This window comes from Lawsonibacter asaccharolyticus (genome assembly GCF_022453915.1).
In the GTDB taxonomy this organism is placed as follows: domain Bacteria; phylum Bacillota; class Clostridia; order Oscillospirales; family Oscillospiraceae; genus Lawsonibacter; species Lawsonibacter asaccharolyticus.
Map to the genome: position 1 here is coordinate 716,158 of NZ_CP091870.1, position 23,953 is coordinate 740,110.

General features: G+C 60.6%; 20 protein-coding genes, 4 tRNA genes and 3 rRNA genes. 24 read left to right on the forward strand and 3 right to left on the reverse strand.

What is annotated here, in order from left to right:
* Position 1 precedes the first annotated feature (1 nt).
* Genes L9O85_RS03240 through L9O85_RS03260 form a run of 5 tightly spaced genes read left to right on the forward strand, consistent with a single transcriptional unit; the run spans position 2 to position 4,928 of the window.
* On the forward strand, positions 2 to 1,027 hold the full coding sequence (locus tag L9O85_RS03240) for an ABC transporter substrate-binding protein (protein ID WP_301579594.1): 1,026 nt from the start codon (positions 2 to 4) through the stop codon (positions 1,025 to 1,027).
* On the forward strand, positions 1,024 to 2,730 hold the full coding sequence (locus L9O85_RS03245; protein WP_276758698.1) for a cache domain-containing sensor histidine kinase: 1,707 nt from the start codon (positions 1,024 to 1,026) through the stop codon (positions 2,728 to 2,730). The genes L9O85_RS03240 and L9O85_RS03245 overlap by 4 nt, the downstream gene beginning before the upstream one ends.
* On the forward strand, positions 2,724 to 3,470 hold the full coding sequence (locus L9O85_RS03250) for a response regulator transcription factor (protein WP_108979624.1): 747 nt from the start codon (positions 2,724 to 2,726) through the stop codon (positions 3,468 to 3,470). Before L9O85_RS03245 ends, L9O85_RS03250 begins: the two co-directional genes overlap by 7 nt.
* Positions 3,471 to 3,483: 13 nt before the next feature.
* A complete protein-coding gene (pgmB, locus tag L9O85_RS03255) occupies positions 3,484 to 4,143 on the forward strand; it encodes a beta-phosphoglucomutase (RefSeq protein ID WP_108979623.1) in 660 nt (219 codons plus the stop codon).
* Entirely contained in the window at positions 4,140 to 4,928 is a 789-nt protein-coding gene (locus tag L9O85_RS03260; protein WP_301579596.1) for an HAD family hydrolase, read from the forward strand. The genes pgmB and L9O85_RS03260 overlap by 4 nt, the downstream gene beginning before the upstream one ends.
* Before the next feature lie 89 nt (positions 4,929 to 5,017).
* Here the strand turns inward: L9O85_RS03260 and metA are convergent, their stop codons facing one another.
* Positions 5,018 to 5,938, reverse strand: coding sequence for a homoserine O-acetyltransferase MetA (gene metA / locus L9O85_RS03265; RefSeq protein WP_050622571.1), 921 nt, complete (start codon positions 5,936 to 5,938; stop codon positions 5,018 to 5,020).
* 748 nt (positions 5,939 to 6,686) lie between these two features.
* On the opposite strand from metA, the gene L9O85_RS03270 reads away from it, so the two are divergent.
* From L9O85_RS03270 to L9O85_RS03305, 8 genes are all read left to right on the forward strand, one after another.
* Positions 6,687 to 8,217 (forward strand): 16S ribosomal RNA (locus tag L9O85_RS03270).
* A 119-nt stretch (positions 8,218 to 8,336) separates the two neighbouring features.
* Positions 8,337 to 8,413, forward strand: a tRNA-Ile gene (locus L9O85_RS03275).
* Positions 8,414 to 8,432: 19 nt separating this feature from the next.
* Positions 8,433 to 8,508, forward strand: a tRNA-Ala gene (locus L9O85_RS03280).
* 247 nt (positions 8,509 to 8,755) lie between these two features.
* Positions 8,756 to 11,593, forward strand: a 23S ribosomal RNA gene (locus L9O85_RS03285).
* An 81-nt stretch (positions 11,594 to 11,674) separates the two neighbouring features.
* Positions 11,675 to 11,750 (forward strand) — tRNA-Lys (locus tag L9O85_RS03290).
* 63 nt (positions 11,751 to 11,813) lie between these two features.
* Positions 11,814 to 11,888, forward strand: a tRNA-Glu gene (locus L9O85_RS03295).
* A gap of 115 nt (positions 11,889 to 12,003) precedes the next feature.
* Positions 12,004 to 12,119, forward strand: a 5S ribosomal RNA gene (gene rrf, locus L9O85_RS03300).
* The 16S, 23S and 5S rRNA genes sit together here with 4 tRNA genes alongside, the layout of an rRNA operon.
* 141 nt (positions 12,120 to 12,260) lie before the next feature.
* A complete protein-coding gene (locus L9O85_RS03305) occupies positions 12,261 to 12,884 on the forward strand; it encodes a flavin reductase (protein ID WP_276758659.1) in 624 nt (207 codons plus the stop codon).
* A 91-nt stretch (positions 12,885 to 12,975) separates the two neighbouring features.
* On the opposite strand, the gene L9O85_RS03310 is transcribed toward L9O85_RS03305, so the two are convergent.
* Positions 12,976 to 13,845, reverse strand: coding sequence for a DMT family transporter (locus L9O85_RS03310; protein WP_050625336.1), 870 nt, complete (start codon positions 13,843 to 13,845; stop codon positions 12,976 to 12,978).
* Positions 13,846 to 13,932: 87 nt separating this feature from the next.
* Between L9O85_RS03310 and sfsA the strand changes: the two genes are divergently transcribed.
* Positions 13,933 to 14,613, forward strand: coding sequence for a DNA/RNA nuclease SfsA (sfsA, locus tag L9O85_RS03315; RefSeq protein WP_301579599.1), 681 nt, complete (start codon positions 13,933 to 13,935; stop codon positions 14,611 to 14,613).
* A 76-nt stretch (positions 14,614 to 14,689) separates the two neighbouring features.
* Here sfsA and L9O85_RS03320 read toward each other — a convergent pair whose 3' ends face one another.
* Positions 14,690 to 14,857 carry a YtxH domain-containing protein gene (locus tag L9O85_RS03320; protein WP_123059173.1) on the reverse strand — a complete coding sequence of 56 codons (168 nt, stop codon included), beginning with the start codon at positions 14,855 to 14,857 and terminating at the stop codon, positions 14,690 to 14,692.
* Positions 14,858 to 15,118: 261 nt separating this feature from the next.
* Here L9O85_RS03320 and L9O85_RS03325 point away from each other — a divergent pair, with 261 nt between their 5' ends.
* From L9O85_RS03325 to L9O85_RS03370, 10 genes are all read left to right on the forward strand, one after another.
* Positions 15,119 to 16,396, forward strand: a complete 1,278-nt coding sequence (locus tag L9O85_RS03325) for a dihydroorotase (protein WP_301579600.1) — start codon at positions 15,119 to 15,121, stop codon at positions 16,394 to 16,396.
* Between the two features lie 43 nt (positions 16,397 to 16,439).
* Positions 16,440 to 16,835, forward strand: coding sequence for a hypothetical protein (locus tag L9O85_RS03330; protein WP_301579602.1), 396 nt, complete (start codon positions 16,440 to 16,442; stop codon positions 16,833 to 16,835).
* Between the two features lie 86 nt (positions 16,836 to 16,921).
* Positions 16,922 to 17,845, forward strand: a complete 924-nt coding sequence (pyrF, locus tag L9O85_RS03335; RefSeq protein WP_050625333.1) for an orotidine-5'-phosphate decarboxylase — start codon at positions 16,922 to 16,924, stop codon at positions 17,843 to 17,845.
* Positions 17,846 to 17,888: 43 nt separating this feature from the next.
* Entirely contained in the window at positions 17,889 to 18,365 is a 477-nt protein-coding gene (locus L9O85_RS03340; RefSeq protein ID WP_276854003.1) for a hypothetical protein, read from the forward strand.
* Between the two features lie 59 nt (positions 18,366 to 18,424).
* Positions 18,425 to 19,210: a dihydroorotate dehydrogenase electron transfer subunit gene (locus L9O85_RS03345; protein ID WP_301579604.1), complete on the forward strand. Its 786-nt coding sequence runs from the start codon at positions 18,425 to 18,427 to the stop codon at positions 19,208 to 19,210.
* Positions 19,203 to 20,123 (forward strand): dihydroorotate dehydrogenase, encoded by a 921-nt coding sequence (locus tag L9O85_RS03350; RefSeq protein WP_256183282.1) that lies wholly within the window; start codon positions 19,203 to 19,205, stop codon positions 20,121 to 20,123. The genes L9O85_RS03345 and L9O85_RS03350 overlap by 8 nt, the downstream gene beginning before the upstream one ends.
* Positions 20,124 to 20,187: 64 nt before the next feature.
* The gene (locus L9O85_RS03355; RefSeq protein ID WP_301579606.1) at positions 20,188 to 21,342 is read left to right on the forward strand and encodes a bifunctional histidine phosphatase family protein/GNAT family N-acetyltransferase; all 1,155 of its coding nucleotides are present in this window, start codon (positions 20,188 to 20,190) and stop codon (positions 21,340 to 21,342) included.
* A 30-nt stretch (positions 21,343 to 21,372) separates the two neighbouring features.
* Positions 21,373 to 22,437 carry an aminopeptidase P family protein gene (locus tag L9O85_RS03360; RefSeq protein WP_276854008.1) on the forward strand — a complete coding sequence of 355 codons (1,065 nt, stop codon included), beginning with the start codon at positions 21,373 to 21,375 and terminating at the stop codon, positions 22,435 to 22,437.
* A gap of 87 nt (positions 22,438 to 22,524) precedes the next feature.
* Positions 22,525 to 23,088 (forward strand): elongation factor P, encoded by a 564-nt coding sequence (gene efp / locus L9O85_RS03365; RefSeq protein WP_050625528.1) that lies wholly within the window; start codon positions 22,525 to 22,527, stop codon positions 23,086 to 23,088.
* A 156-nt stretch (positions 23,089 to 23,244) separates the two neighbouring features.
* Complete coding sequence (locus L9O85_RS03370) at positions 23,245 to 23,640, forward strand: CD1247 N-terminal domain-containing protein (RefSeq protein WP_301579608.1); 396 nt, start codon at positions 23,245 to 23,247, stop codon at positions 23,638 to 23,640.
* The last annotated feature ends 313 nt before the right edge of the window (positions 23,641 to 23,953 follow it).

The following is a 23,953-nucleotide window of genomic DNA, read 5'->3' on the forward strand; positions in this document are numbered from 1 at the left end:
AATGAGAGGACGGCTGGCAGCGCTGGCCCTGACATTGGGGCTGCTCCTGACCGGGTGCGCGGCCGGGGAGAGGGCCTCCGCATCGGAGTTCGCCCCGGAGGAGGGGGAGCGGCTGGTGGTGTACACCTCCCACAAGGAGGAGGTCTACTGGCCCATCATCCAGGAGTTCGAGGCGCGCACCGGCATCTGGGTGGAGGTGGAGGCGGGGGGCACCAGCGAGCTGCTGGCCCGCCTGCGCCGGGAGGCGGACGCCCCGGCGGCGGATGTGATGTTCGGCGGCGGCGTGGACAGCCTGGAGGCATATCAGGACTGCTTCTCCCCCTACTTCTGTGCCGGTTGGGAGGGGCTGGACCCGGCCATGCGCTCGGAGGAGGGACTGTGGACTCCCTTCTCCGCCCTGCCGGTGGTGCTCATCTACAACACCAAACTGGTGGTCCCGGGGCAGATCACCGGCTGGCGGGATCTGTTCTCTCCGGCATGGCAGGGGCGCATCGCCTTCTGCGATCCCAGTGTGTCCGGCTCCTCCTTCACCGGGCTGATCACCCTGCTCCGGGCGGTGGACGGGGATACGGACGAGACCCTGATGCGCTTTGCTGTCAGCCTGGACGGCCGGCAGCTGGACAGCTCCGGTGCGGTGCTGGACTCGGTGGCCGGGGGGACGGACCTGGTGGGGATCACCCTGGAAGAGACCGCCCTGAAGCGGGCGGCGGCGGGAGAGGACATCGCTCTGATCTACCCCGATGATGGCACCAGCTGCATCCCGGATGGAGGCGCCCTGGTGCAGGGAGCGCCCCACCCGGAGAACGCCCGGAAGTTCCTGGACTTCATTGCAGGCAACGATGTGCAGAACCGGCTGGAGACGGAGTTTTCCAGACGCCCCGTACGGGAAGGGGTGGAGAGCGGCGGCGTGCTGCGGCCGCTGGAGGAGCTCGTCCTGGTGGACTATGACCTGGCCTGGACCGTGGAGCACCACGACAGCATCCTCATGTCCTGGGCTTTCTATCTGGGGGGAGGGGAGGAGCCGTGAAAAAACGCCATTCCTTCCGCAGAAGGCTGTTCGCGGGGTTCCTGCTGGCCTCCCTGCTGCCGCTGCTGCTGTGCTCGGCCATGCTGCTCCAGATCTTCCGTCTGCGGCTGGACAGCCAGTTGGAGGAGGAGTCCCGGGAGCAGCTGGACCACGTGATAAGCTCCCTGGACGGCCTGTACCAGGGCTTTCAGCAGACAGCCCTGGCCCTTCAGGCAAGCCCCTATGTGGCCCCTGCACTCTCCCGGGGACAGCGGGACAGCACTACCGTCTATAGCGAGCTGTACAGCGCCACCGAGGGCAGCCGTCTCAGCGCCCAGTTCGACCTGTATGACCGGGACGGGGTCTGGATGTACTCCACCGGCAGCGGCCCGGTGGAGCCGGTGATGCCCACCCAGTGGGGCGTTCTCTACGCCGCCCGGCAGAGCGTCGGGCTGGCCTTCACACAGGTGGACGGCGGGGAGGGGAACAGCGCGCCCCTGTTTCGGGGGGCGGCCCGGATCGCCGGTGAGGCGGGGGAGGACGCGGGCTATCTGGTCATCACCCTGACCCGGGCGGACTTCCAGCGACTGCTGGAGGGGACCTACGGCGGACAGAGCGACCTGCTGCTCCTCGACCGGTACTGGCGGCCCGTCTACGCCAGCCAGACCGCCCTGGCCGGCCGCCTGGCTGTCCAGCTGCGGGAGCAGCTGCTGGCGGGGGAGGAGCTGGGCCAGGAGGGGGAGGAGTACGCCTATCGGGCGGCCTTTCAGGAGGAGATGGGGCTGTACGCCGTCCTCCAGCGGCCCCAGGCACTGAACCGGGATACCCGGGGCCTGCTCACCACGGTGACGGTGAGCAGCGCCCTGGTGTGCGTGGGCCTCTCCGTGCTTATGAGCCTGCGGCTGAGCAGGCAGATGTTCTATCCCATCGAGCGGCTCCACAGCGCCATCGGCGAGGTGGTCCACAACAACCTGGACGTCTACGTCCCACCCTATCAGGATGACGAGCTGGGGGAGCTGGCCCAGCGGTTCAACGGAATGGTGGTGGCCTTGAAGCGCAACCAGGAGCAGCTGGTGGAGAACCAGAGGGAGTTGAATGAGGCCCAGATCCGGATGCTCCAGGCCCAGCTCAACCCCCACTTCCTGTGCAACACGCTGGACACCATGAAGTGGATCAGCAAGATCAACCAGGTGCCCCAGGTGGCCCTCATGTCCACCGACCTGGCGGACATCCTGCGCTTCTGCATCTCCCCGGACGAGTTCGTCCCCCTGCGGCGGGAGGTGGAGATCCTCCGCCGGTACATGGAGATCCAGTCCATCCGCCTGTCGGGCAAGTGCCGCCTGGAGGTGGACATGCCCCCGGAGCTGGAGGAGTGCCGGGTGCCCAAGATGATCCTCCAGCCCCTGGCGGAAAACGCCATCCTCCACGGTCTGGACGGGGTGGAGGACGGGGTGATCTGGGTCCGGGTGCGCAGTCAAGGAACCCAAACCCTGACCATCTCGGTAGAGGACAACGGCCGGGGACTGCCCCCGGAACTCATGGGACCCTATACCGGCCCCCCGGAGACCTCCGGGCGGGGCCATCTGGGACTGTATAATGTGGACACCATTCTGAAAAAGCACTACGGGGAGGCGTATGGCCTCCGCCTCGGCTCCCGGCCCGGCGGACCGGGAGCGGCGGTGACCGCCTCGCTGCCCCTGCGGAAGGAGGAAGAGATATGCTGAAGGTACTGGTGGTAGAGGATGAGGAGATGATACGGAAGGGGATCGTCCTGGCTGTGGACTGGGCCGCGCTGGACTGTGTGGTGGTGGGGGAGGCTGCTGACGGCCTCCAGGCCCTGAAGGCTGTGGAGCGGTACGACCCCTCCCTCATCATCACTGACCTGAAGATGCCCAATATGGACGGCATTCAGATGATGGAAGCACTGCGGGCCCGGGGCAGCCGGGCCTATGTGATCATTCTCACCGCCTACGACAGCTTCACCTATGCCCGGAGCGCCCTGCGCCTGGGAGCGGTGGACTTCCTGTTGAAGCCCTTCCACGACGGGGAACTGGAGGCGGCGGTGATCAAGCTGCGCCGCCGTATAGAGGCGGAAGGGAGCGGGACCGCCCCCGCCCTGCCGGAGCGGAAGAAGGGGGACAAGAGCAAGTATGTCCTCCAGGCGATGGATTACATCGGCCAGCACTACGGGGACCAGAACATCTCTGTGGGGGAGATCGCCCAGCACCTGGGGCTGAGCGAGAGCCATTTGAGCCACCTGTTCCGCAAGGAGACCGACTACACCCTGCTCAACTACCTCACCCGCTACCGCATCCACAAGGCTATGGAGCTGCTGCGGGACTGCCGCACCAAGGTGTATGAGGTGGCCGAGCGGGTGGGCTATCGGGACATCGCTTACTTCTCTGCCACATTTAAAAAAGTGACGGGCATGAGCCCGTCGGAATTTCAGGATACCTGCCGCTAGGAGGCTGTGAGACATGGTGAGAGGCTTGGTCTTTGATTTGGACGGGGTGCTGGTCCATACCGATGAGCTCCACTACCGGGCCTGGAAAGCCCTGGCCGGCCGGCTCGGCCTCCCCTTCACTCGGGAACAGGGGGACCGCTGCCGGGGTGTCTCTCGGATGGGGAGCCTGGAGATTTTGCTGGAGGGCAGCAATCGGTCCTATACGGAGCGGGAGAAGCTGCGGATGGCGGAGGAAAAGAATGACTGCTACCGGGCCCAGCTCCAGGAGCTGACCCCTGGCGATGTGCCGGAGAGGACGGTGGAGACCCTGAGGGAGCTGCGCCGCCGGGGCTATCGGCTGGGCCTCGCCTCCAGCAGCAAAAACGCCGGGGTGATCCTGACACGCACCGGCTTGGACGCCCTCCTGGACCGGGTGGTGGACGGGAACCAGATCACCCGCTCTAAGCCGGACCCGGAGGTATTCCTGCGGGCCGCCCAGCTGCTGGAGCTCCCGCCCGAGGACTGCGCAGGGGTGGACGACGCCCTGGCGGGGGTGGAGTCGGCACGGACCGCCGGCATGACCGCAGCTGCCATAGGTCCCGCCGCCTTGGCAGGGGCGGGGGACTGGAATCTGGAATGCCTCTCCCGGTTGCTGGACCTGTGCCCGCCTCTGGAAGGGGGGCGGGACCTGTGATCCGGCTCATCGCCTGCGACATCGATGGGACCCTGCTCCGGGGGACACAGCGGGAGATCAGCCCTGCTGTATTCCGGGAGGTGGTCCGTCTGGGGAAACAGGGGGTCCGCTTCTGCCCGGCCAGCGGGCGGCAGTACCACAGCCTGCGGGGGCTGTTCGCCCCCATAGCTTCCCGGCTGCACTATGTGTGCGAGAACGGGGCGGTGGTGTTCGGACCGGGCGACCCGGGACCGATATTGGCCAAGGAGACCATGGAGAGGGAACAGGCCCTGGAGCTGTGCCGGGAGATCCTGGATATGGATGGGTGCGAGGTGTTGATCTCCGGGGCCGGCATCAGTTATCTGTGCCCCAAGGAAGGGGACATCGTGGACCATGTGCGCTATTTTGTGGGCAACCGCACCGCCCTGGTGGACCGCCCGGAGGAGATCACGGAGGATATCGTGAAGGTGTCCGCCTACTGCCGCCGGGGGTCCGCGGAGGCGGAGCCCGTTCTGGCACCCCGGTGGCGGAGGATTTGGCGGGTGGCGGTGGCGGGAGAGAAGTGGCTGGACTTTACCGCGGCGGACAAGGGAAAGGGGGTGCGGGCCCTGTGCAGGGCTCTGGGGATCGGGCTGGAGCAGGTGCTGGCAGTGGGGGACAATTACAACGACGTGCCCATGCTGGAGCTGGCGGGAGAGCCCTGGATCATGGAGGGGGCGGACCCGGAGCTTCTGCGCCGCTTCCCCCGGCACTGTGCCCGGGTGGAGGGGGTGCTGGAGCAGATCGGACAGCGGATGGAGAGCTGAGCGGGAGGTTCCTGCTCCATATGGAAAATCAAGAGCCCCCTGCGCCCGTCTGAATATTCCAGACGGGCGCAGGGGGCTCCCCCGTGCGGTCAATCGGAGATCTTTTTCAAGTCGTAGGGAGTGGTTTGGTAGACATAATAATTGAGCCAGTTGGTATAGAAGAGCTGGGCGGCGGAACGCCAGCGGACGACAGGGGGGCGGGAGGGGTCGTCCTGAGCGAAGTAGTTTTCCGGTACGGCGATATCCAGCCCCTTGTTGACATCCCGGAAATATTCGTTGGCCAGGGTGTCCGGGTCATACTCCGGGTGTCCGGTGATAAAGAAGCGCCGATTGTCTGAACTCTTGACGGCAAAGACTCCGGCCTGCTCTGAGATGGCCAGTAGCTCCAGCTCAGGGACCCGCTGGATATCCTCCAAGCGGTTCTCGGTATAACGGGAGTGGGGGATGTAGAAGATATCGTCAAATCCCCGGAACAGCGGTGACTGGGTGCGCACCACCCTATGGGGGAAGACGCCGAAGAGCTTTTTGCCCAGATCATATTTGGGGATCTGGTAGTGGTAATACAGCCCGGCCTGGGCCCCCCAGCAGATGTGGAGCGTGGAGTGGACATGAGTTTTGGTCCATTCCATGATCTGGCAGAGCTCATCCCAGTAGTCCACGTCGGTGAAATCCAAATTCTCCACCGGTGCTCCGGTGATGATCATGCCGTCATACTTCTTATCCTTGATCTGATGGAAGGTTGTATAAAAGGAAGACAGGTGCTCGGCGTCAGTATTTTGGGAAATGTGGCTCAGGGTGTGGAGCAGTTCTACCTGGACCTGGAGCGGAGAGTTGGAGAGCTTGCGCAGCAGCTGGGTCTCGGTGACGATCTTAGTGGGCATCAGATTCAGGATAAGCAGGTTCAGCGGGCGGATGTCCTGATGGATGGCGCGGTATTCAGTCATGACAAAGATGTTCTCGCCCTCCAGAATGGCCCGGGCGGGCAGAGAGTCGGGGATTCGGATCGGCACAGAAAGGCCCCCTTTTATTATAGTAGCAGAGATAAAATAAGGGTATCACAAGGAGTGTCGTTGTGCAAGAAGGAATTAGACAGATAGATGTCCACTGAAGGCGGACACATTCTTTTATAGAGAACAAAACTGGACTGCTCGACAGAGAAAAGCAAAAAAAGTCGAAAAAAAGAAAATTAAGTGTTGACAACTGAGGAAGTGTTTGGTATAGTAATCAAGCACTTCACGAGAGCGCCTTTGAGAAAAAGGCGGGCGGATTTGAAGTGCGGTTATCACAAGGGAAGCGAAGCTGAGGACTTTGAGATCGACTGAGAAGTTCGAAAAAAGTTCTTGACAAAGCGAGAAAGATGTGGTAACATATCAAAGTTGCCGAAAGGCGGCGGGCGCACAGCGCTGCGGATGAGAGAACAAAAGAGCTTGAAAAAACTCGAAAAAAGTTCTTGACAAAGCGAATGAGATGTGCTAAAATTTAAAACCGCCGCTGAAAAGCGAGCGGGCCGCGCAAAAACAAGTTAAAAAGAATTTGAAAAAAGTTCTTGACAAACAAGTTTGAGTGTGGTAAAATTAAAACCCACCGATGAACGGCGTGCACCTTGTAAATTAAACAACGTAACGAAAACACGAAGCACCAGATTTGGATTTGGTTGTTCAAACAAGCTTGAGCTTGAAGGACGACCGTTAAATTTCTTTGAAGCTGGAATGAGCTTCAATAAAGTGATTTGAAGAGCCTCGGTTCTTTAGATACCATTTTATTGAGAGTTTGATCCTGGCTCAGGATGAACGCTGGCGGCGTGCTTAACACATGCAAGTCGAACGGAGTGCCTTAGAAAGAGGATTCGTCCAATTGATAAGGTTACTTAGTGGCGGACGGGTGAGTAACGCGTGAGGAACCTGCCTCGGAGTGGGGAATAACAGACCGAAAGGCCTGCTAATACCGCATGATGCAGTTGGACCGCATGGTCCTGACTGCCAAAGATTTATCGCTCTGAGATGGCCTCGCGTCTGATTAGCTTGTTGGCGGGGTAATGGCCCACCAAGGCGACGATCAGTAGCCGGACTGAGAGGTTGGCCGGCCACATTGGGACTGAGACACGGCCCAGACTCCTACGGGAGGCAGCAGTGGGGAATATTGGGCAATGGGCGCAAGCCTGACCCAGCAACGCCGCGTGAAGGAAGAAGGCTTTCGGGTTGTAAACTTCTTTTCTCAGGGACGAACAAATGACGGTACCTGAGGAATAAGCCACGGCTAACTACGTGCCAGCAGCCGCGGTAATACGTAGGTGGCAAGCGTTATCCGGATTTACTGGGTGTAAAGGGCGTGTAGGCGGGAAGGCAAGTCAGATGTGAAAACTATGGGCTCAACCCATAGCCTGCATTTGAAACTGTTTTTCTTGAGTGCTGGAGAGGCAATCGGAATTCCGTGTGTAGCGGTGAAATGCGTAGATATACGGAGGAACACCAGTGGCGAAGGCGGATTGCTGGACAGTAACTGACGCTGAGGCGCGAAAGCGTGGGGAGCAAACAGGATTAGATACCCTGGTAGTCCACGCTGTAAACGATGGATACTAGGTGTGGGGGGTCTGACCCCCTCCGTGCCGCAGTTAACACAATAAGTATCCCACCTGGGGAGTACGATCGCAAGGTTGAAACTCAAAGGAATTGACGGGGGCCCGCACAAGCGGTGGAGTATGTGGTTTAATTCGAAGCAACGCGAAGAACCTTACCAGGGCTTGACATCCTACTAACGAAGCAGAGATGCATTAGGTGCCCTTCGGGGAAAGTAGAGACAGGTGGTGCATGGTTGTCGTCAGCTCGTGTCGTGAGATGTTGGGTTAAGTCCCGCAACGAGCGCAACCCTTATTGTTAGTTGCTACGCAAGAGCACTCTAGCGAGACTGCCGTTGACAAAACGGAGGAAGGCGGGGACGACGTCAAATCATCATGCCCCTTATGTCCTGGGCTACACACGTACTACAATGGTGGTAAACAGAGGGAAGCAAGACCGCGAGGTGGAGCAAATCCCTAAAAGCCATCCCAGTTCGGATTGCAGGCTGAAACCCGCCTGTATGAAGTTGGAATCGCTAGTAATCGCGGATCAGCATGCCGCGGTGAATACGTTCCCGGGCCTTGTACACACCGCCCGTCACACCATGAGAGTCGGGAACACCCGAAGTCCGTAGTCTAACCGCAAGGGGGACGCGGCCGAAGGTGGGTTCGATAATTGGGGTGAAGTCGTAACAAGGTAGCCGTATCGGAAGGTGCGGCTGGATCACCTCCTTTCTAAGGAGAACTCAGCAGACGATAGTTTGCTGCAGTGTCCTAGGTCAGTAATGGTGGAGCGTAAAGTCGTTACGTTGTTTAATTTAGAGGGCGCACGCTGGAGGGGCGGCGAACCTTACGGGCCCATAGCTCAGCTGGCTAGAGCGCACGACTGATAATCGTGAGGTCGGTGGTTCGAGTCCACTTGGGCCCACCACTAAAAAGCTCTGAGGTATGGGGGTATAGCTCAGCTGGGAGAGCGCCTGCCTTGCAAGCAGGAGGCCAGCGGTTCGATCCCGCTTATCTCCACCAAGATCGGATTGAAGTGTTTGGGCAATGGTCCGAGCATTTCAATCTGACCTTGAAAAAGGTTGGAAGCCTGCACCTTGAAAACTGAACAGTGAAGCAAGCAAGAAATTGCGAGCAAGCAACAGAGAGGTAACAAAGTAAAATTTGTGGACTTTTAAATAAAGGGTAACACAAACTACAATGAACCAAATCTGAAGCCTGCATAATTCTAAAATGACGATAGAGAACAGCTGAAAGGCTGTTCTACGAAGGTCAAGCTAGAAAGAGCGCAAGGGGAATGCCTTGGCATCAGGAGCCGATGAAGGACGTGACAAGCTGCGATAAGTCTGGGGGAGCTGCACATAAGCATTGATCCCGGAATTTCCGAATGGGGAAACCCGGCGGAGCAATACTCCGTCAACCTGCGTTGAACAAAATAGGCGTAGGTAGGGAACCGCCTGAACTGAAACATCTAAGTAGGGCGAGGAAGAGAAATCAACAGAGATTCCGCTAGTAGTGGCGAGCGAACGCGGAAGAGGGCAAACCGGTGGATTTATTCACCGGGGTTGTGGACCGGCGCACGGCAGAATAAGTTAGCTGAACGGTATGGGAAGGCCGACCATAGCGGGTGATAGTCCCGTAAGCGAAAACTGAGTTCTGTCAGCTGGGATCCAGAGTACCGCAGGACACGTGAAACCCTGTGGGAAACCGGGGGGACCACCCTCCAACCCTAAATACTACCTGATGACCGATAGAGGAGCAGTACCGTGAGGGAAAGGTGAAAAGGACCCCGGGAGGGGAGTGAAATAGAACCTGAAACCTTGTGCTTACAAGCACTCAAAGCACGTTAAGGTGTGATGAGGTACTTTTTGTAGAACGGTCCGGCGAGTTATTGTATGCAGCAAGCTTAAGGTGTTCAGCACCGGAGGCGAAGCGAGAGCGAGTCTGAATAGGGCGTATGAAGTTGTATGCAATAGACCCGAAACCAGGTGACCTATCCATGGGCAGGTTGAAGTGGGGGTAAAACCCCATGGAGGACCGAACCGACCCCCGTTGCAATGGTGGCGGATGACCTGTGGATAGCGGAGAAATTCTAATCGAACTTGGAGATAGCTGGTTCTCCCCGAAATAGCTTTAGGGCTAGCGTTGATTTAGATTACCGGAGGTAAAGCACTGAATGGGCTAGGGGCTGATAAAGTTACTGAACCCTATCAAACTCTGAATGCCGGATAATTGATGGTCAGCAGTCAGTCTACGTGAGATAAGTCTCGTGGACAAAAGGGAAACAGCCCAGACCCACAGCTAAGGTCCCAAAGATACGCTAAGTGGAAAACGATGTGGAATTGCGAAAACAACTAGGATGTTGGCTTAGAAGCAGCCACTCATTAAAAGAGTGCGTAATAGCTCACTGGTCGAGTGATTCTGCGCGGAAAATGTAACGGGGCTAAGCGTAACACCGAAGCTTGGGATGCAGCAATGCATGGTAGGGGAGCGTCGAATACGGGGTGAAGTCGCAGCGGGAGCAGCGGTGGACTGTATTCGAGTGAGAATGCCGGAATGAGTAGCGAGAATTATGTGGGAATCATAATGGCCGAAAATCTAAGGTTTCTTGGGGAAGGTTCGTCCGCCCAAGGTAAGCCGGGAGCTAAGGCGAGGCCGAGAGGCGTAGTCGATGCACATACGGTTGAAATTCCGTAGCCACCGAAACTTAAGCTAGAAGGACACTTGGAGCTATCCAGACCCGGGCGTTGGTTGACCCGGGCGAAAGGGACCGAAAATAAGTAGGGAAGCTGGAGAATGACGAGGCGAGAAAAGTTCTAGTGTATGCTAAGGTGCCCGTACCGCAAACCGACACAGGTAGATGAGGAGAGAATCCTAAGGCCAACGGGAGAAGGGTTGTTAAGGAACTCGGCAAAATTACCCCGTAACTTCGGGATAAGGGGAGCTCCCTAAGGGGAGCCGCAGAGAATAGGCCCAAGCGACTGTTTACCAAAAACACAGGTCTATGCTAAATCGAAAGATGACGTATATGGGCTGACGCCTGCCCGGTGCTGGAAGGTTAAGAGGAGGGCTTAGCGCAAGCGAAGGTCTGAATTGAAGCCCCAGTAAACGGCGGCCGTAACTATAACGGTCCTAAGGTAGCGAAATTCCTTGTCAGGTAAGTTCTGACCCGCACGAATGGCGTAACGATTTGGGCGCTGTCTCAACAGCCCACCCGGCGAAATTGTAGTACCGGTGAAGATGCCGGTTACCCGCAACTAGACGGAAAGACCCCATGGAGCTTTACTGTAGCTTAATACTGAGGATTGGTAAATCATGTACAGGATAGGTGGGAGACATGGAAGCCTGGGCGTCAGCTCAGGTGGAGTCACCCTTGGGATACCACCCTTGATTTACTGGTTTTCTAACCTGCGGCCGTGAATCCGGCCGGGGGACACTGTTAGGTGGGCAGTTTGACTGGGGCGGTCGCCTCCTAAAAGGTAACGGAGGCGCTCAAAGGTTCGTTCAGCACGGACAGAAATCGTGCAGTGAGTGTAAACGCATAAACGAGCCTAACTGCGAGACCGACGGGTCGAGCAGTAACGAAAGTTGGAGTTAGTGATCCGGCGGTATGTGAGTGGAAATGCCGTCGCTCAACGGATAAAAGCTACCCTGGGGATAACAGGCTGATCTCCCCCAAGCGTCCACAGCGACGGGGAGGTTTGGCACCTCGATGTCGGCTCGTCACATCCTGGGGCTGAATTCGGTCCCAAGGGTTCGGCTGTTCGCCGATTAAAGTGGCACGCGAGCTGGGTTCAGAACGTCGTGAGACAGTTCGGTCCCTATCTGTTGCGGGCGTAAGAGATTTGAAGGGAGCTGTCCTTAGTACGAGAGGACCGGGATGGACAGACCTCTGGTGCACCAGTTGTCCTGCCAAGGGCACAGCTGGGTAGCTACGTCTGGACGAGATAAACGCTGAAAGCATCTAAGCGTGAAACTCTCCCTAAGATTAGATCTCTCATCCTTTATGGAGTAAGGCTCGACGTAGACTATGTCGTTGATAGGTCGGAGGTGGAAGTGCTGCGAGGCATGTAGCTGACCGATACTAATAAGCCGAGGGCTTGACCTTAAGGTCAGGGAAGAAGAATGCAGGCGCTTGTGAGCGAAGGAAAAGCGAGTTTCACTGTTCGGTTTTGAAGGCGCAGGAGATGCACCTTTAGCTCAGTTGGTAGAGCAACTGACTCTTAATCAGTGGGTCCCCGGTTCGAATCCGTGAAGGTGCACCAAGTGGTCCTGTCCAGGACGCTGGGTGCGTCCTGGGCGGGGACTGCTGAAAGAGGAGCGACGATGGCCCGTTGGTCAAGCGGTTAAGACGGCGGCCTCTCACGCCGCAAACATGGGTTCGATTCCCGTACGGGTCACCAAATTTCTCTTGACAAATCAAAAATAGCGGATATAATACTTACTGTTGGGAAGACGGTAAGGAGAGAAAAGGCGCAAGAACTTTTCTTTGCTTACTTTCTTTTCGGAGAAAGTAAAGTAGGTGCTGATTAGAGCGAGGGTCCACCCGTTCCCATTCCGAACACGGAAGTTAAGCTCGCTTCTGCCGAAGATACTTGCCTGGAGACGGGCTGGGAAAATAGGTAGTGCCTACACAGACGAGGAGCAGTTTTATCTGCTCCTCGTTTTTATTTTTAACTGTGTTTTTTCCTTGACAAAGGGGCAAAATATGATATACTGAAGGCAATAACAGGAATGATTCCTATTAAATGAGTGATGAGTGCGGAGGGAATATTATGAATCGAAAGGCGTTTAACCGGATCAATTATGGACTATTCATCGTGGCGGCTGCCGCCGATGGGAAGCGCAATGGGTGCATCGTCAACTCCCTGCATCAGGTGACCTCTTCCAGCCCCTACAAATTCTCGTTGACGGTCAATAAGAGCAATGAGACCTTCAAGACCATCGAGGCCGCGGGCAGCTTTGCCGCCACTGTCTTGGCCAAAGATACTCCCAAGGATCTGGTGGACCTGTTTGGCTACAAGTCCGGCCGGGTGGTGGACAAATTTGAGGGCTTTGATGTCCAGACCGATGAGGCGGGCAACCCCTATGTGAAGGACCACGCCCTGGCCCGGATCAGCTGCAAGATCGTGGAAAAGCTGGATTTGGGGACCTATATGCTTTATATCGGAGAGGCTGCCGAGGCGGAGACCTTGGGCGAAGGCCCTGCCCTGACGGTGGATGACTTCAAGAACGGCGGGGGCTCCACGCCTCCGGCCGCTACCGTGTACCGCACCCTGGAGGGCAATGAGGGCTGGAAGTGTACCATCTGCGGCTATGTGGCTGAGAAGGAGACCCTGCCCGAGGGGTATCAATGTCCCATCTGCCGGGCCAATCGGGACAAATTCGTCAAGCTGTAAGCGGGCCGGAGAAGAGAGCATAAAAGAAGGGCGGCTCCCATAGGAGCCGCCCTTGCTCGCGTAAGGTGGACAGACAAAGTGACGGGCCGGTTCAGGGACGGCGGTTCAGGATCAGAATCGCCCCGAAGATGGCGGCCATACCCAGCAGCTTATAGGGGGTGACTGCCTCATGAAACGCGAAAATACCGATGAGGGCGGCCACAAAGGGCTCCACAGTGGCCAGAATAGCGGCCTTGCCGGGCTCTGCCCAGCGCAGGCCCTCCGTATAGAGCAGATAGGGCAGGATGCAGCACAAGACGCCTATGCCAAGACCGCCCAGGATGGCCCTGGGGTCTAAAAGGAGGGAGGCGTCCTCCCATAAACGAGACAGGGGCAGGGAGCCCAGAGCGGAGAAGAGAAAAGTATAGAAGGTAATGGTGGAGGGGGAGTACCGTTTCAGGGCCAGTTTACTGAAAATGCTGTACAGGGCATAGCCGAAGCCGGAACCCAGGCCGAAAAGCACCGCGGCGGCAGAGATGCTCCCCACCCCGGCGGGAAACAGGCCGGCCACCAGCACACAGCCGCAGAAGGTGAGCAGGAGGGCGCCGATCTTGCGGGGGGTGATAGGTTCCTGGAAGCAGAGCGCAGAGAGCAGCATCACAAAGACGGGAGAGGTGTACAGCAGGACGGCGGCCACGGACAGGGCACTGAGTGAGATGGCATTGAAGTAGCACCAGTTGAAAAAGAGCACGCTGAAGATGCCGGTCCCCACAAAGTACCAGAGATCTTGCAGGCGTACCCGGAAGGCGGCCCGGTCAGTGAAGAGCAGCCAGAAAAAGTAAAGGATGGCGGCCACCGTGCTGCGTACTGCCACCGACTCCATGGAGTCCAGGCCCGCGGCGGTGAGCAGACGGAGAAATACACCGATGCAGCCCCAGAGGGCGGCGGCGGAAATAATAGAGAGGTAAGCTTTCTTCTGCATCGGGAGACTCCATTTCCTCGTTGTGACGGGCGGCGGGATGCCGGCGGTCCGTCCCTATCATACCATGATAAAGACAGGAGCGGCAAGATGAAATATGAAAAGATACGGCCCGGGACCTTCCTGGACCGGCCAAACCGGTTCGTGGCTCATGTGGAGCTGGGCGGTACGGCGGCTGTGTGCCACGTGAAAAATACAGGCAGGTGCCGTGAACTGCTGGTCCCTGGCGCGAAGGTCTATCTGGAGGAGAGCGGGAACCCGGCCCGAAAGACCCAATATGACCTGATCGCAGTGGAGAAGGGGACAAGACTCATCAATATGGACTCTCAGGCCCCCAACCGGGTGTTCGAGGAGTGGGCCCGGGGCGGAGGATTCCTTCCGGAGCTGTCTCTGCTGCGTCCGGAGACTACATATAGGAATTCTAGATTCGATTTCTACTGGGAGTCTTCAGCAGAGCGGGGATTTGTGGAGGTGAAAGGGGTCACATTGGAGGAGGACGGGGTGGTCCGCTTCCCCGATGCCCCCACGCTGCGGGGGGTAAAGCACCTTCAGGAGCTGGAGGAGGCCCGCCGGGCGGGATACCGAACGGCGGTGTGCTTTGTTATTCAGATGGAGAACGTCTCATGGTTCGAGCCTAACGACCGGACCCACCCCGCCTTTGGGGCGGCCCTGCGCTACGCGGCAGAGGCCGGCGTGGAGGTGCTGGCCATGGAGTGCCGGGTGACGCCGGAGGAGCTGCTGCCCGGCCGGCCGGTGCCGGTGCGGCTGTGAGCCTGGGCGGAAACAACGGCATCAAGACAGCTCCCGCCACGGTCTGCCCGCGGCGGGAGCTGTCTTGATGGGAGGGTCACATGCCCAGGGCCTCGGTCAGATCCTCCACGGCCTCATTGACATGCTTGGCCACCTTGTGGGCGGTCTTTTTCATCTCCCGGCGGGAGGGTGCCACGCTCATGCCCACGACGGCGCCGGCCACCAGTCCAGTGGTCATGCCCCACCAAAATTGTCCGCTGCTCATATCCATTCCTCCTTTTTTCCAAAACGCACCGTGGACGGGCGTTTCGGTCATACGCTATTCTTCCCCAAAAGCGGGAAAAATCCGTTGCTAAATCCTGCTGGTTTCGCTATAATAAAGCCGGTATCGAGATGCGGCAGGCTCCGGTCTGAGGCAGTGGAGCTGAGAAGGAGGACCTGGGCCGGACCGCAGGGGCATACAACACAGAGAAAAGCTGACAGTGGTGCCCGGGCATTCCCCCCGCGGTCCCCGGAGGAGTTTGACATGAAATTACTGATTCAGAACGGAAGGGTCCTGGACCCGGTGAGCAAGACCGTGACGCTGACCGACCTGCTGGCGGAAAACGGCCGGGTGGCCCTGCTGGAGCGGGGTCTGGAGACGGAGGCGGACCGGATCATCGACGCCTCGGGGCTGGTGGTGAGCCCGGGCCTGGTGGACATGCACGTACACCTGCGGGACCCGGGGTACACCTATAAAGAGGACATCCGCACCGGCACGGCTGCGGCGGCCCGGGGAGGGGTCACCTCCCTGGCCTGTATGGCCAACACGGACCCGGTGCTGGACTGCCCGGAGCAGCTGCACTATGTGCGGGAGCGGGCCAAGGAGGGGAGCGGCGTCCACGTCTACCCCATCGCGGCGGTGTCCGTGGGGCTGAGAGGGGAGGAGCCCACCGACGCAGAGGCGCTGAAAAAGGCGGGGGCGGTGGCCCTCTCCGATGACGGCTGCAACGTGGACAACGCCAACCTGATGCGGGACGCCATGATAAGGGCCAAGCGGCAGGAGCTGCCTGTCCTCTGCCACTGTGAGGACACCTCCATGGTGGAGGGCCGGGCGGTGAACGAAGGCAGCGTATCCCGCCAGCTCTGGCTGGAGGGACGGCCCGCCATCGCTGAGGAGCTGGAGGTGATGCGCGCGGCCATGCTGGCGGAGGAGACCGGCGCCCGGGTCCACATCTGCCATATCTCGACGGCAAAGGCGGTGGACATCGTGCGCCGGATGAAGGAGCACGGGGTGCCCGTTACCTGCGAGACCTGCCCCCAGTATTTTACCCTCACAGAGGACGAGATCCTGACGCAGGGGTCCCTGGCCAGGATCAATCCCCCCCTGCGGACACAGCAGGATGTGAAGGGGATCATCGCCGGCCTGCAGGACGGCACCATCGACGCCATCGCCACCGACCACGCCCCCCACTCCGCCGAGGAGAAGGCCAGGCCCCTCACCCGGGCGCCCAGCGGCATGGTTGGGCTGGAGACCTCCCTGGCAGTCACCCTGACCGCCCTGTATCACACCGGAAAGATGGAGCTGACGGAGATCGTCCGCCGGATGACAGTGAACCCCGCCTCTATCCTGGGGCTGTCGAAGGGACGGCTGGCTCTGGGAAATGACGCGGACATCGTCATCTTCGACCCGAACGAAGAGTGGACGGTGGACCCGGAGCAGTTTGCATCCAAGGGGCGCAACACCCCCTTCGCCGGATGGAAGGTAAAGGGGCGGGTGAAGTACACCATCGTGGGCGGAACGGTCATCTACGAGGCCCCCTGAGAGCCGGCCTGCGGCGGAGGGGGAGCAGAAGGGTGGGATCGGCATGAAGACGCGGAAGAGCGTGTCCAGCTGGGTGCCGACGCTGTTTTTTGTGATGGGGAATCTCCTGATCATAGGGGCATCGGCCCAGCTGATCCGGCTGGGATGCATCCCTCTCCCAGGACTGATCGCGGCCTTCTTTTGGGGAGAGACCTGGGTCTTCTGGGGGATCACAGACCTGCTGGGATGGCCCTGGCGGCTGAAACGGTCGGTGCGGGAGGCCCCGTGGAGGAAAGAGTATCAGCGGCGGATCGGGCCCATTCAGATCATCACAGGGGGGCTCATCATGCCAGCCTCTCTGCTGGAGCTCATGCCGGCCTTTCTGCTGTCCCTGTTGGTGACTGTGGCGGGGGGCCTGGCCGCATATAATATCCGCTGTCAGTATCCGGGAAGCTGGTGAGACCGGCCGGAAGAGGGGCCAGGCCCCCAAAATGCAAAACAAATAGTAGAAATAAAGATGAAAATAACGAAAAGGAATGATATTTGATGTCTTTTGACGTTCTCCAGGACAAGATCCGGGCCATGAAGAACCCTACAGTGGCCGGGCTGGACGCCCGGATCGACTATGTGCCCGAGCACATCCGCCAGGCCGCCTTCGCGGAGCACGGCACCGGGCTGGAGGGAGCCTGTGAGGCCATCTATCAGTTCAACGTGGGGCTGATCGACGCCCTGTGCGACATCGTCCCCGCAGTGAAGCCACAGTCCGCCTACTATGAAAATCTGGGCTGGCGGGGGATGGAGATGCTGGAGCGCACCATCCGCTATGCCAAAAGCAAGGGGCTGTTCGTCATCGCCGACATCAAGCGGGGAGACATCGGTTCCACCGCCTCCGCCTACGCGGAAGGCTGGCTGTCCGGGGTGAAGATCGGGGAGGAGACCTTCAAGACCTTTGACGCCGACTGCGTCACCCTCAACGGTTATATGGGCTCTGACTCTATCAACCCCTTCCTGAAGGCAGCTCAGGGGGAGGACAAGTGTGTCTTCGTGCTGGTCAAGACCTCCAATCCCGGCTCCGGAGAGCTCCAGGATATGGTGGCTGGGGACCGGCTGGTCTATCAGGTGATGGGCGACCTGAATCAGCGGATCGCTAAGGGGACCGAGGGCAAGTACGGCTATACCATGGCTGGGGCCGTCACCGGGGCCACCTACCCCTCCGACATCCGGGCCCTGCGCAAGCGCCTGGAGCACACCTTCTTCCTGGTGCCCGGCTACGGCGCCCAGGGGGGGACTGCGGAGGACGTACAGTATGCCTTTGACAAGTACGGCCACGGGGCCATCGTCAACTCCTCCCGGGGCATCATGTGTGCGTGGCAGAAGACCGGCGGGGACGGCCGGGATTTTGCCCAGGCGGCCCGGGATGCGGCCATCGCCATGCGGGACGACATCAGGCGTTTCGTCACCATCGTGTAACAGCTCCCGCAAAAGGGCGGGGCTGGGGGAAGGAGGAAGGACTATGGCAAAGCGGGCCTGTGTGCTCTGCGGAGAGATGGCGGGAAGTTGGTCCCTGTGCTACATCACCCTGTGCGGCACCAGTCAGACCCTGTGCGAGAAGTGCATGCGGCGATACCAGGATGCGGCGGGGGAGGAGAAGATCGCCCTCAGGGAGTATATGGCCCGGTCCCCTCACCTGAGAGAGGGGGAGGAGGTGCGGGAGCGCCTCCCCCAGGCCCGGGTCCAGTGGCAGCGGGAGCTGGAGCAGGCGCGGGAGCGCCGGCAGCAGGAGGAGCAGCGCCAGGCCCAGGTGAAAAAGACCGCCCGCTGCTGCGGCCAGGACATGACCAAGCTGGGGGTATCCACCTTTCAGCTGGGGGAGCACACCTTTTTGGGCGGTGACCTGGACCATCTGCTGTCAGGCAGCATGAAAATGGCGGTGTTCCGCTGCGAGGTCTGCGGCCGGCTGAAATTTTTTGACCCGGAATGGGTCCAATAAGGGCCGCCCCAGGTGTGCCCGCGAGACACTAAACTTTCCACAGAGGGTGTGACGCCATTATGAAAGTAGAACAGAAATGCGGCATCATCAGCAGGACGATGCTCAATGACGCCGCCATCAGCCTCACTCTGGAGGCGGGGGACATGGTCCGGACCGCCTTCCGGGCCCCGGGGCAGTTCGTCCACATCAAGTGCGGACATTCCCGGCTGCTCCGCCGGCCCATCTCCGTCTGCTCCTGTCAGGCGGGGGAAGGGGACGCCCCCGACCGGCTGACCGTGGTCTTTGAGGTCCGGGGAGAGGGGACCGCCTGGCTGGCCGGCCGCCGTGAGGGACAGAGTCTGGACGTGATGGGCCTGCTGGGCAACGGCTTCCCCATGAAGCGGGAGGGCCGCTATCTGCTGGTGGGGGGCGGCATCGGCGTGCCCCCCATGCTGGGCTGCGCCCAGTATGCCCCCGGGCGGTGCACCGCCATCCTGGGGTTCCGCTCCGGGGACAGGGTGATGCTGGAGGAGCAGTTCCGCTCCGTGTGCTCCCAGGTGCAGGTGGCCACAGATGACGGCTCCTACGGCTTCCACGGCTATGTGGATGCGCTGGTGCGGCGGGAGCTGGAGGGAGACCGGGGCTATGACGCGGTGCTGGCCTGCGGCCCCCGGCCCATGCTGAGAAACGTGGCCCGGGCGGCGGAGGACTTCGGCGTGCGCTGCCTGGTGTCCATGGAGGAGCGGATGGGCTGCGGCGTAGGCGCCTGCCTGGTCTGTGCCTGCGACATGGCGGACGGCAGCCGGAAACATGTGTGCAAGGACGGACCCGTCTTTGAAGCCAGGGAGGTGGATTGGGATGCCTGATGTGGATATGAGGGTGGAGCTGGCTGGGGTGACTCTGAAAAACCCGGTGTGCGTGGCCTCCGGGACCTTTGGCTTCGGCCGGGAGTACGGGGCGTTCTATGACCTGGGCGAACTGGGCGCCATCTGCGCCAAGGGCCTGACCCTCCACCGCCGGGAGGGCAACCCGGGCCCCCGAATCGCAGAGACTCCCATGGGCATTCTCAACTCGGTGGGCCTCCAGAACCCGGGGGTGGACGCCTTTGTGGAGACGGAGCTCCCCTTCCTGCGGCAGTATGACGTGAAGGTGATCGCCAACATCTCTGGGAACACCCCCGAGGAATACGGCATCATGTGTGAAAAGCTGGCCCAGGCCGGGGTGGACCTGATTGAGGTGAACATCTCCTGCCCCAATGTGAAGGCGGGGGGACTGGCCTACGGCACCAGGCCGGAACTGGCCGCCGAAGTCACCCAGGTGGCCAAGGCTCACGCCGGCTCGGTCCCAGTGATGGTGAAGCTCTCACCCAATGTGACGGACATCACGGAGATCGCCCGGGCGGTGGCCGGAGCGGGGGCGGACGCCCTCTCGCTCATCAACACCCTGCGGGGGATGCGCATCGACGTGAACACCCGGCGCCCTGTGCTGAAGATGAACACCGGCGGCCTGTCCGGCCCCGCCGTCCTGCCTGTGGCGGTGCGGATGGTCTGGGAGGTGGCCCAGGCGGTGGACCTGCCCATCCTGGGGATGGGCGGGGTGTCCAAGGGGGAGGACGCGGCCCAGATGATGCTGGCCGGGGCCTCCGCCGTGGCGGTGGGCACCGCCCTCTTTGCTGACCCCTACGCCCCCATCCGGGTGCGGGACGAGCTGGCCGCCCTGGCGGCCGGCCAGGGCCTGGAGCGGGCGGCGGAGCTCATCGGCGGAGTGAAGCCCTGGTAAGGATACGCGGCAGGCGGAGCCCCGGCGGGGCGTGCCGCGAAACTCAAAAGAAGGAATACCGAATATGACGACCATCTATCTGATCCGCCACGCTGAGGCGGAGGGAAACCTGTACCGCCGCATCCACGGCTGGTACGACGCCCTGGTGACCGAGAACGGTCTCAGGCAGATCCAGGCCCTGGAGCAGCGCTTCCAGGGGGAGCACTTCGACGCGGTGTGGTCCAGCGACCTGTACCGCACCTGCACCACGGCCCGGGCTGTCTATGAGCCCAGGGGCCTGGAACTGCGTACCGACCCGGAGCTGCGGGAGCTGAACATGGGGGACTGGGAGGACCAGACCTGGGGCCAGGTGCGCCGCACCCAGCCCGGGGAGCTGGACCGCTTCAACCGCAGCGACCCCACTTGGACGGCCCCCCGTGGAGAGGGGCTGGGGGAGCTGGGGGAGCGGGTGGAGCGGGCCCTGCGCCGCATCGCCGCCGCCCACCCGGACCAGACGGTGGCGGTGTTCAGCCACGGCACCGCCATCCGGCAGGCTCTGGCGCGGATCAAGGGCATCCCGCCGGAGGAGTGGCACGGCCTGCGCCACAGCGACAACACCGCCGTCTCCTGCCTGAAGTGGGACGGAGCGGCGTTCCAGCTGGCCTTCGAGGGGGACAACTCCCACCTGGACCCCGCTATCTCCACACTGGCCCGCCAGTCCTGGTGGCGGAGGGACGGGGAGCGGGCGGAGGACGTGAACCTGTGGTTCCGGCCCCTGGACTTGGAGCGGGAGAGCCAGACCTATTACGAGGCCCGGCGGGAGGCATGGATCACCGTCCACGGAGAGGACACCCCCTTTGATGGGGAGAGCTTTCTTCAGGATGCCCGCCTTCACTGCGGCCGCACCCCATGGGGGGTGACCTGCGCCATGGCGGGGGACCGGATGGCGGGGCTGATCCAGCTGGACCCAGAGCGGTATGCCAAGGACGGGGCCGGCTATATCCCATTCTGCTACATTGTGCCCCAGCTGCGGGCCCAGGGGCTGGGGGTGCAGCTCATCGGGCAGGCGGTGTCCTTCTACCGCCCTCTGGGGCGGCAGTATCTGCGCCTGCGCTGTGCCAGCTACAACACCCCCGCCCAGCACTTTTATCAGCGGTACGGCTTCTATAAGATCGGCGAGGAGCAGGGGAGCCGGGTGCCGCTGGATATCCTGGAGAAGTACATCGGCTATGACCGCTGAGCTGCGGCCGTTCAAAAGGAGGGACATGGGATGGACCATATTGCCCAGATCGCAGGAAAACTGGCGGACCATCAGCTGGACGCCATGCTGCTCGCCAGTCAGGCCGGGGAGCGGTACGCCGTGGGCTTCCACGGGGAGGGCCTGGTGCTGGTGACCCGGGAGGGGGCCCACTATTCCACCGACAGCCGCTACATCGAGGCGGCCCGGCAGGAGGTGCAGGGGGCTCAGGTGGAGCTGGTGACCCGGGAGCGGGGCCATCTGGCCCTGGCCGCCGGCTATCTCCAGGAGCACGGCCTGAAGCGGGTGGGCTTTGAGAGCGGGGCCGTGAGTGTGGACGCCCTGGCCCGGTATGAGAGGGCCCTGCCCTGCACCCTGGTCCCGGCTCAGGACCTGCCGGACGGCCTGCGGGCGTCCAAGGACGGAGAGGAGCTGGCCGCCATGGAGAAGGCCCAGCGCATCACCGACGAGGCATTTCAGGCGATTTTGAATTTTATCCGCCCGGGGCAGACGGAGCGGGAGGTGGCCGCCCGGCTGGTGTATGAGCTGCTGCGCCGGGGCGGGGAGCGGGTCTCCTTCGACCCTATCGTGGCCGCCGGCGCCAATGGCTCCAAACCCCATGCCGTCCCCGGAGACACGGTGATCCAGCCTGGGATGTTCGTCACCATGGATTTCGGCTGTGTGTGGAGGGGCTACTGCTCCGACATGACCCGCACCGTGGCGGTGGGAAAGCCCGCACCGGAGATGGAGCGGGTATATCAGGTGGTGCTGGAGGCCCAGCAGGCTGGCATCGCCGCCGCCCGGGCCGGGCTGGCCGGGCGGGAGATCGATGCCGCAGGCCGGACGGTGATCCAGGCGGCGGGGTATGGGGAGGCATTTTCCCACAGCTTCGGCCACTCCCTGGGACTGGAGATCCACGAGTCCCCCAATGCCGCGCCGGGGGAGGAACGGATCATGCCCGTGGGGGCAGTGGTCTCCGCCGAGCCGGGCATCTATCTGCCCGGGCGTTTTGGCGTGCGCATCGAGGACGTGATCGTCCTGTCGGAAACGGGATGCCGTGACCTGACAAAGTCGCCAAAAGAGCTGATCGTCCTGTGATTTTACAGAAAACCTCTTGTCAAATCCAGAAAAAAAGGGTAGAATATATCAGTTCATAAAAACATTTGGAGGATGATTCCTATGGCAATGATTTCCGCCAGTGATTTCCGCAACGGCGTGACCTTTGAGATGGACGGCAAGGTCATGCAGGTCGTCGAGTTCCAGCACGTCAAGCCCGGCAAGGGCGCCGCCTTTGTCCGCACCAAGATGAAGAACATCATCACCGGCGGTGTGACCGAGACCTCCTTCAACCCCACCGCCAAGTTTGAGCAGGCTTTCGTGGAGCGCAAGGACATGGAGTACAGCTACAACGACGGCGATCTGTACTATTTCATGGACATGGAGACCTACGACATGCTGCCCATCAGCAAGGATATGCTGGGCGACGCCTTCAAGTTCGTGAAGGAGAACATGAGCTGCAAGGTCATGTCCTACAAGGGCAGCGTCTTCGGTGTGGAGCCCCCCAACTTCGTGGAGCTGGAGGTCACCGAGACCGATCCCGGCTTCAAGGGCGACACCGCCACCAACGTGACCAAGCCCGCCACCCTGGAGACCGGCGCCGAGATCAAGGTGCCCCTGTTCATCAACCCTGGTGACAAGATCAAGATCGACACCCGCACCGGAGAGTACCTGGAGCGCTGCAAGGGCTAATGGCAGAGACAGATGTCCGGCCCCGCAGAGAGCGGGGATGGGTATCGATAAGATTCTGCAGAGGCTGAAAAGAACAAAATCAGGTCGGGAGAGACACTGGGGCAGAGGGTACGACACAGAATTGAAGGAGGCTTAGCCTCAGAAAGGGAAACTGCTATGACTATTTCCGAGAAAGTTGCTTATCTGAAGGGGCTGGCTGAGGGCCTGAACCTGGATGTGGAGAAGTCCAAGGAGGGCAAGCTCATCTCCGTGATGATCGGCATCCTGGAGGAAGTGGGGCTGTCCATCGAGGACCTGGAGGAGAACGCTCTGGCCCTCGGGGAGGAGATCGACACCATTTCCGACGACCTGGCGGATGTGGAGTCCGTGGTCTACGGCGAGGACGAGGACGAGGATGAGGACGACTACTTTGAGGTTGAGTGCCCCAATTGCGAGGAACCCATCGTCATCGACGACAAGGCGCTGGCGGAGGGGGAGGTAGAGTGCCCCAACTGCCAGACCAAGTTCTCTCTGGACCTGTCGGATGACACGGTGGAGGGAGACGAGGAGTAACTCCCTGCCCGAAAGCACAAAACAGCGGCGTGACGATTTCGTCACGCCGCTTAAATTGTCCAAGAGATTTTTTCGGAGACAGGTATTTTAAGATCAGGGGGAGCTCGAGGGGGCGGCAGCCCGCCTCGAATGGGATCACATCCCTCTCAGCCCTTGCGTGGCAAGGGCTGAGGCGAGCAGAGCGAGGACTTTCCCGCCCCTTTTGGGGCGGGAAAGTAACGGGAAGCAGGCTGTGAAAAAAGCACTTCAGGACTTTTTCCACAGCCTGAGCGGCGTGACGATTTCGTCACGCCGCTGTTTTTCTCTCCGCCCC